Source organism: Marseilla massiliensis (assembly GCF_016899855.1).
Lineage (GTDB): Bacteria > Bacteroidota > Bacteroidia > Bacteroidales > Bacteroidaceae > Prevotella.
The window spans coordinates 1-8,317 of sequence record NZ_JACJJG010000115.1 but is presented as its reverse complement, the minus strand read 5'-3'; the positions used below and the strand labels follow the sequence as shown (position 1 = coordinate 8,317).

The following is an 8,317-nucleotide window of genomic DNA, read 5'->3' as shown; positions in this document are numbered from 1 at the left end:
AATAAGGTTTTACGGTTATGCGGTTTTAAGGTCGCACGGTTATGGGGTTATGCGGTTTTAAGGTTATACGGTTATTGAGGTTTAGGGACTTAAGGTTGCCAAGTTCGCAATTATTAGTGAACATCCTCACTTAAAATATTACAAACCTAAAAACCTTATATCCGTATAAGCTCACAACCATTCAACCATATGGCCTTAAAACCCAATAACCGTATAACCTTAAAACCTAATAACCGCAAAACCTTAATCAATCCTTCCTATACCCGTCAGGGTGGTGGCGCCGCTGACGGTGAGGGTCTTCATTGCCACGCCCGACTGCGGGTTAATCTGCCATACGGCGGGATAGCCGCTCTCGGTGTTCACCGACACGTAGGCGTAACCGTTCTCGAAGTATGGAGCCTTGCCGAAGCCCGACACGTCTGAAGGCAGACCGGAAACCTCTGTCAGCGTCTTGGCCGATGCGTTGAATATTGCAAGGCGGTTGGCAGTCTTCGTAGACGACGTGATGGGAGCGTCGTACATAAGGAACAGGAAGTTGTCGTCGCCGATGTACCAGCTGCGCTGCAGACCGTTCTGCGACAGCTGCTCAAGGTTACAGTAGTAGTCGTCAAACTCCTCGGTCTGCGTGTCTATGCGCACAACGCCGGCCGGCAGCGTGGTCTGCTGGCGCGAGTCTGCCATCGTCTTGGCGTAACTGGGCGAGATAACGTACACGTAGCGGCCGTCGTCGGTGGCCCATACCATCTGGTAATACTGCGACTTCATGCGTCCGCAGGCATAGCTTATCTTGTCAGTCTTGAGGAGTTTCTTCTCCGTCAGCGTGTTGTCGGTGAATATCGCCACCCAACACTCGTCGGGATATTGCGTCCACTGCAGCTCGCCTTTCTTGTATGCGCTGCTGTTCGAACCGCCATCCTCAGTCTTAATGAGGTCCTCATACCCCTCGCGCACATACTTATACTTAGTGCGTTCGGCGTCGGTAAACTGCTGGCAGCCGTACTGCGTCAGTCCCATAGGCACGGCGGCAGAGTAAATCTTGCTGCCGACCTGCTCTATTCCGGACAACGTAACGTACTCACCGTTGCCCAAGAAGTTCTCGCAAATGTAATCTTCGTCGCTCACAACGCCCTCGCTTCCGCCGTCAGTCGTAGTGTTAGAATAGAACGTTTCGTTCACGACGTCAAGGTGTGACACCTTGAACACATACGGTATATAGCTGGTCACGGGGTCAGCCCAGTCAGGATTACCCTCTCCGCTCGACGTCGTTATAATCTCGTTGTCATACGTTCCGTAGCTCGTGAAGCGCGTAACGAAGTACTCCATAGGCCTCTGCTCGATCTCTCCCGTCGACGCGTTGCGCACGTAAGAGTAAGTAGTGCCGTCCTCGCCGTCCTGGTAGTTAAGGGCGTAAAGATACTTGTTGGAGTGGAACACCCAGTAAGTGGCGCCGTCGTTGGCCAGTCCGCTGAGCGTGATTTCGCCCTCAAGACTCTCCGCAGTGGTAAGAATGTTGGCAGAAGTGCCCGACCCCGAGGTCGTACCGGTTATCACGTAAGGCTTCACGGTGTCGCCGCTTCCGCCGCCACCGCCGCCGTTATCGTCGTCGGAACAAGATGTAAAGAACACGCCGGAAGCCGCAACAGCGAACAGTCCGGTCAAAAGATAAGATTTCTTCATTGCTTTATTGATTGATGATTTATATTATAATAATAGGACAAATAAGCCTGGTTGGCCCGATATAAATAAGGTATTTAATTCTTGACTCTTAATTATTCACTCTTCACTTACCAAGGTTTACCCTCACTTTAGCGTAGAACGCGCGCCCGGCTTTCTGCAGGCTGAAGTTGTCATAGAGGTTTTCGTCAGTGAAGTTGCGGCACTCTACCGAGAAGTTATACCGCCCGTTGTCGAGGCTGTAGGTAAGAGTCAGGTTGTGTGAGAACTGCGTAGGCACCATATAGTCCGACAAGTTGGAGGCCTGCACGCCCTCCGAGTAATAGCAGAAGCTGTGCAGATACTGGTTGTCGTACGTCAACGTAAGCATGTTGTCGTTCCCTCCGAGGCCGTGCCAGTAGAAGTTTACGTCGCTGTCGGCAAACTGGTAAGGCACGTTGGGCATGCGCGAACCGTACACGGGGTTCTCAACCGACGTGCTACCGACCATGATACGCTCGTTGTCCTTTACGTCCATCTGCGTGAAGTTGCCGCCTATGCTGAGCCAACGGCCGAAGTTATAGCGCAAGGAAAAGTTGTATCCGGTGGTCTTAACCTTGCCGTAGTTCTCGTAGAAGGCGCCCTCACGGTTGCCGCTTAGCTCTCCGATGGAGCGCTGGATGTAGTCCTTCGTGTCGCGGTATATGAAACCGGCCTCGGCGTAAAACGAATGGCGGCCGAGCGTCTTCTGGTAACTCAGGTTGACATTGACGTTGTGGCTCTGCTCCGGACGCAGCATTACGCTGCCCGACTCGAGGTCTTCGTCGCCGAACATTTCCTCTATCGTGGGCAGGCGGAACGCCTTCTCGTAAGACAGCTTGGCCTGCAGACCGGGCAGGATGAAGTACGTTCCGGCGGCGCCGAAGCCCCATGAGTCGAGCGAACGTGAGCGGCGCACGAAGTCGGACGAGTTCTCGTCCGTGGCGACAGGGCCGGCAACGTACAGGCTGTAGTACTTTCCGAATACTGAAACGTTCCACTTTTCCGACGGCATCAGGCGGTAAGAAAGGCCTGCTATGTTCTTGCGGGTCTCCTTGCCGATAGGTTCCGTGGTCTCGGTATCATATAATAAGGAGGTGTTCTCACGGCTGAAAGCGTTGAAAACATTATTGAACGTCAGCGTATGTCCGTGCGCTATGCGGTAGTTAAGGGTAACGGTGGCGTTCCAGTTGTCGTTGTCCGAGCGCATGAACTGGTACGACTGCTCTCCCGGGTCGCTCTTCTTCTGGCGCTCGCCACGCCAGTTATAGCGGTAGGTGGCGGTGTCGACGTTGGTCGTAGAGTTGCGGTTGTAGTTGGCGGTGGCGACAACGCTCAGGCCCTTGATGAAGAGATTGCGCTTTGAATATTCAAGAGACGGCATGAGCGAGTGGCCGTAACGGTGCTTCTGACCGAACACAGTCTTCTGCCTTACGCCGGTCTGTATGTCCTTATACATGTGCGACCAGGTGAATCCGAGCAGCAGGCGGTCGGCCCATGGCTTGTCCACGAAGCCCACCTTGGCCACTACAGCCTCGTTATGGTAGGTGTCGTTAAAGCGTTTTACGCGGTGAAGCTCCTTGGTATTAAGGCTGTTCGTGGCGAAGTCGAACACCGGGGCGTCAACGTAGTAATCGTTGTCGGAGTAATTCTGGAAGGCGTTTATCTCGTAGGTAAAGCCGCTACTGAAGGTCTGACCGAAGTTGACGTGCGACTTGTGCGTATTGAACGAGCCGTAGGAATACGCCGCATCGACGAACCACCGGCGGCGTTTCTTGTTGGTGACAATGTTGATTACGCCGCCGATAGCGTCGGTTCCGAAGCCTACGGGGACGACACCTTTATACACTTCTATGCGGTCGGCGAAGTTCACGGGGATGTTGTTCAGGCCGAACGACGAGCCCACTCCCTCCTGCGGCACTCCGTCGATGAAAACCTTGACGTGCTTGCCGCTGAAGCCGTCGAGCATGAGGTTCATGTCAGAACCTACGCCGCCGCTCTCGCGGAGCTTCAGTCCGGGAGCCTTGGCGAGGGCCTCGCTAAGGCTTTTTGTAGTATTAAGCATGCCACGGGTGTCAACAGCCACGGCGTTGTAGGCCGAGTTCTTGACGCGGCTTACGCCTGCCGACACTACCGAAACCTCGCCCAACTGTATGGCTTCCTCGTGTATGCGTATGTTCATTTTAATACGTTCTCCGGCACGGATGGCCACCTTCTTCTCCACCGTCTCGTAGCCCACGGCCGTAACAACGAGCGTGTACTCTCCCGCAGGAGCCTTTACATGGTACAGTCCCTCGGCGTTGGTGGCGCTGCCGTAGCCCGTGCCTTTCAGCTTCACCGTGGCGTAGCGTGCGGCGTCCTTGTCGCCTGAAATGATACGTCCGGATATTATCCCGTCGCCGTTACCCTGCGCGCAGATGGACACTGAAATGGCTAACAGCGTTAATAAAAGCGTTGTTTTCAATCTATTTACCTTAAACATGTCTTGAATTTATTGCCTAATGATTTACGCATGCAAAGGTAACGTGTCGGCCGAACACCTGCAATCGCAAAAAGTAAGTATTTTTTAAACACATCTTTATGGCATTTTATACGGCTAAATATACCTACAAGAGTGCTCAGGCACGGCAACAGAAAGAAAACAAAAGGGGCTATGAAAACAAAAAACTTGCGCACGGACAATCTTACGCAAGCATATAAACGGGGATATGAAAAAGCGCAATAACAGGACACGTCACACCCTTGCACGCCATTGCGGGACGCCGAATGCCGACTGGCAGGGGCACGCGCATCAAAGGTCGGACAGCCACTTCTTGCCCGACTTGGTGAAAGTCCATCCCACCAACACGCCGCCAACAATGGCAGCAGTCAAAAAAATAATAGTCAAAGCATCCATATTATCACTTCAATATCCTGTTAGCGAAATAGGCAAAGAAATACGTCGCGAGCAGACCCGACAGCATTGTAATCCAGCTTACGTGCGCACCCGAGTCAGAAAACAGCGGCGTCAAGCCTCCCAATACCAACGCGGCGAATATCAATTTGGACATATCGAAAAAGTAACCGGCAAGCTTTTCCCGCCTCGACCGGTCTTTCTCCCTACGCTCCTTGCGCTCATCCTGCCGCTCGCTCCAGTTTCCCATGCCGCAAAAACATTGTTCGTGATGCAAATATAGCTCTTATTTTCCGAAACGGCAACAAAAGAACTACATTTTTTCACCACACCGATGTGACGCAGACGGGCTGTATGTTTAACGAAGTTAAAAACGTTAAAGCACATCTTCTGATTTTCGATTATCCGCAAACAAAAGTACTTCGGCACATAAATACGCAAAAATACAAACCTCAACATAACACATTATAAATCAAGGCATTACATAAATCACGGGATATTTATACACTAATTATGCAACAAAAGACGGTATAAAACACGGCAAACAGGCGCAAAACGGCCTTGCAAAATACCGCTAACGGCAACGCCAAAGGCCGTCTTTTACACGGCGAAAGACGGCCTTTCGCATCATCGAAGGCCATCAATTGCATTTTGAACGACCAAAAACCGACTTTCAGGCGGCCACCAGAGCCGCTCCAAATTCTGGTTCCCGGATTTTCAAGTGTTAACGCAACAGTGCTCGACCGATGGCTAACGTTAATTTAATATAATATAAGCGTAATGTCCTTCTCAAACGTCAAGTCATATTGTCATTGGACTTTCGCCGACCTTCGGTTCCGTGCTTTACAGGGAATCCATAAACATGCCATACACCGAACGCCCTGAAACAATCGCCATGAGCACGCCTAACGGCACGAAAAAAGCCGCCCGACAGTCTTGTAACAACCGTCGGGCGACTTGCAAAGTGGTCTCATCGAGAATCGAACTCGAATCTAATCTTTAGGAGAGACTTGTTCTATCCATTGAACTATGAGACCCTTTTCGCGTGCAAAGGTAGTCAGTTTAAGGCGTAAAACCAAATAATTTGTGAAAAAACATATAAACGATTAAACTTTTTGATGTTGTTTTAATCATAATAAGTGTCATGAAGAAACTTATTATTCTTAGTCTGTTAATATTGAGCGCAGCCCTCTGCCACGCGCAAGGCAGCGTACGCGGAAAAATCGTGGACACGGCTACCGGCGAGTCAATGCCCTACGTCAATATAGCCGTTTACAATAGTTCCACACAAAAATTCATAAAGGGCGCCATCACCGACGAAAAGGGCCTGTTCAGCATTTCGAGCCTGCCATACGGCTCGTACACGGTCAAGGTGACATGTATCGGATACACCGAGGTAAACAAGAACTTCACCGTGGAGGAGCAGCACAGGCACGCCAACTTCAAGAAGCTCGGCATTTCCGAGGACAGCCAGACACTGGCCGAGGTCACCGTGACGGCCCAGCGCCCGGCAATGAGGCTCGAGGTTGACCGCAAGTCGTACGACGTGACGCAGGACATAAGCAACGCCGGCGGCGCGGCAAGCGACGTGCTGGAGAACATTCCGTCGGTAGAGGTTGACACAGACGGCAACATATCGCTGCGCGGAAACACCAGCGTGGAGGTATGGATAAACGGTAAGGCCAGCGGACTGACCAGCGACAACCGCGCCGAAATACTGCAACAGCTGCCCGCCGAGAGTATTGACCGCATTGAGGTAATCGACAACCCGTCGGCAAAATACAGCGCCGAGGGTAGTGCCGGAATAATAAACATCGTGCTGAAGAAGAACCGCACAGCCGGATATTACGGCTCGGTGCAGGCCGGAGGCAACACCAACGGCAGCGCGAACGCCAGCGGCAACATCAACTTCAACATCGGACGGTGGGAAGGTTACGTAAACGTTGGCTACCGCCACCGCAGCAACGAAGGCGGCTCACGCAGCTATCAGGAGTACCTCAACACCAACCAGTACCAGTCATACGAGACCGAAAACGACCGCATGGGCAACAACCTGTTCGCCCGCGCGGGCATAACCTATAACGCAACGGACAAGGACGCATTCTCGCTAAGCGGCATGACAATGATAGGCGGACGCCACAACGGCGGCACGACACCCTACCACTATGGTACGATAGGCGCGCCGACAGACAGCTACATGATGTTGCGCCGCTCGTCGGGAAGCTCTGACATGCGCATGTTCTACGGCGAGTTCAACTACCGCCACAACTTCACCGACCGCCACTACCTCGACTTTACCGTCGATTTCAACAAGTGGAGCATGGACCAAGGCAACATCTACCAGGACAGCACGACGTATTTCGACGAGCCGCTGCCCACGGAATACGACTACCAGAACCGACCGATGTACATGCGTAACCGCTCTTGGGAGGTGAAACTCGACTACGAGAACCCCATTACCGACAACATAACGCTGCAAGCCGGATACCAGAGTAACTTCAGCCGGGAGAACTCTCCGCAGGAAAGTTACATCGACGAGACGTCTTGGGACGGCGCCAACCAGACAGAGGATACGGAATATTACAACCGCTTCATATACAACATGGACCTCCACGCGCTGTACGCCACTGCGTCGGTAAAGCTCGGCAAGCTGGGCGTTATGGCCGGACTGCGCGGCGAATACTGGAAAGTCAACACCGAAAGCTACAACTACGAGCAGGAACATGACCCCTCGAAGCGCGACAAACCGTTCAAGAACGACTTTTTCCAGCTCTTCCCCAGCGTGTTCCTTTCTTACCAACTTACCGAGACACAGCAGCTTCAGCTTAACTATACACGCCGTCTGCGCCGTCCGTGGGGAGGCCAGCTCAACAGCTTCCGCAACACTCGCGACGCTTCGATGACATCGTTCGGTAACCCCGAACTTACCCCTGAGTACAGCAACTCGTTCTCGCTTAACTACCTGAAGACATGGCCCGAGCACTCGCTTCTTGTCAGTGCGTACTACCGCCCGACGTCGGACGTCATCCAGCGCATAAACTACCAGAGCAGCACGGACAACATGATGTACCAGACTTACATGAACGTTGCCAAGAGCCTGAGCACCGGTCTTGAGCTTGTCTTGAAGAACCAGCTATTCAAGATACTTACCCTCACCACCACGGCCAACGCCTATTACTACAAGCTGAACGGCTTTACGTACGACATCGACGGGCAAACAATCAATGGAGAGGGCAACAACAACTTCACTTGGAACGCCCGCATGCAGGCCTCGCTCATGCTGCCTTACGACATATCAGTGCAGCTCACGGGCCGCTACCGCTCGCGTCAGGTCATCACGCAGGGCTACCGCAAGGGTAACTTCAGCATGAACTTAGGCTTGCGCAAGACATTCCTTGACCGCAAACTGACGCTTGCCGTCAACTGCCGTGACCTGCTGAACACACGTAAGTTCGAGAACTTCACCAGCTCGGACACCTTCACACGCCACCAGACTAACTGGGGAAGCGGCCGCTCAATGAACTTCACCCTGACCTACAGCTTCGGTAACATGAAGGCCAAAGCGCCAAAGAAGAAGGTTAACAACAGTGCCAACATGAGCGGCGAAGGCGGCGGAATGGAAGGGATGGAATGATTCTTTAAAGGAGTTATAGTTGTTAAAAGGAGTTATCGCTCACTGCGTTCGCTTAGTAGTTAAAGTCATTACTCTTGTTGGCAGATAAGCAACGAGAG

Annotated in this window: 4 protein-coding genes and 1 tRNA gene; 1 reads left to right on the top strand and 4 read right to left on the bottom strand. The window is 52.4% G+C overall.

Features of this window, described 5'->3' with window-relative positions; all coding sequences use genetic code 11:
* Window positions 1–243: 243 nt before the first annotated feature.
* From H6A34_RS12595 to H6A34_RS12580, 4 genes are all read right to left on the bottom strand, one after another.
* Window positions 244–1,677 (bottom strand): DUF4374 domain-containing protein, encoded by a 1,434-nt coding sequence (locus H6A34_RS12595; protein ID WP_021947782.1) that lies wholly within the window; start codon window positions 1,675–1,677, stop codon window positions 244–246.
* 103 nt (window positions 1,678–1,780) lie between these two features.
* Complete coding sequence (locus H6A34_RS12590) at window positions 1,781–4,174, bottom strand: TonB-dependent receptor (protein WP_205105803.1); 2,394 nt, start codon at window positions 4,172–4,174, stop codon at window positions 1,781–1,783.
* 418 nt (window positions 4,175–4,592) lie between these two features.
* Window positions 4,593–4,835: a hypothetical protein gene (locus tag H6A34_RS12585; protein WP_205105802.1), complete on the bottom strand. Its 243-nt coding sequence runs from the start codon at window positions 4,833–4,835 to the stop codon at window positions 4,593–4,595.
* 715 nt (window positions 4,836–5,550) lie between these two features.
* Window positions 5,551–5,622: transfer RNA gene (locus tag H6A34_RS12580), tRNA-Arg, on the bottom strand.
* Window positions 5,623–5,729: 107 nt separating this feature from the next.
* On the opposite strand from H6A34_RS12580, the gene H6A34_RS12575 reads away from it, so the two are divergent.
* A complete protein-coding gene (locus tag H6A34_RS12575) occupies window positions 5,730–8,219 on the top strand; it encodes a TonB-dependent receptor (protein WP_205105801.1) in 2,490 nt (829 codons plus the stop codon).
* The last annotated feature ends 98 nt before the right edge of the window (window positions 8,220–8,317 follow it).